The 268-nt window shown below is 66.0% G+C and carries 1 protein-coding gene; it reads right to left on the bottom strand.

Annotation, left to right across the window (positions count from 1 at the left end; genetic code table 11):
* A partial coding sequence (locus SB724_RS20400) for a carbohydrate kinase family protein (RefSeq protein WP_410572708.1) occupies positions 1–236 on the bottom strand: 236 nt, incomplete at its 3' end.
* Between the last annotated feature and the right edge of the window lie 32 nt (positions 237–268).

The raw sequence follows: 268 nt of genomic DNA, 5'->3' as shown, positions 1-268 counted from the left end.
AGCACGCGGTGTAGCCCGCGGTCGGCAAAACGGCTCTGAACCACTTCCCATGCCTCAGCGCCGGACCCGGGATCGGGAATGCTTGCTTCGGATCCCAGGAACAGCGAGGCCTCATGCGCGTTGACCAGCAACACGTCGGTCAGCTCGGCCAAAACCTGCGGCACCTCAGCGTACGGCGAGAGGTTGAGCAGGACGGTGGCTCCGGCGTCGTGCCCTGCTTGGGCGGCGGCGGTCACGGTATCGATCCCCACCTCCAAGCAGAGGCACA

The organism is Bacillus sp. SIMBA_031 (genome assembly GCF_046535225.1).
GTDB classification, from domain to species: Bacteria; Bacillota; Bacilli; order Bacillales; family Bacillaceae; genus Bacillus; species Bacillus velezensis.
This window is presented reverse-complemented; position numbering and strand designations above follow the sequence as displayed.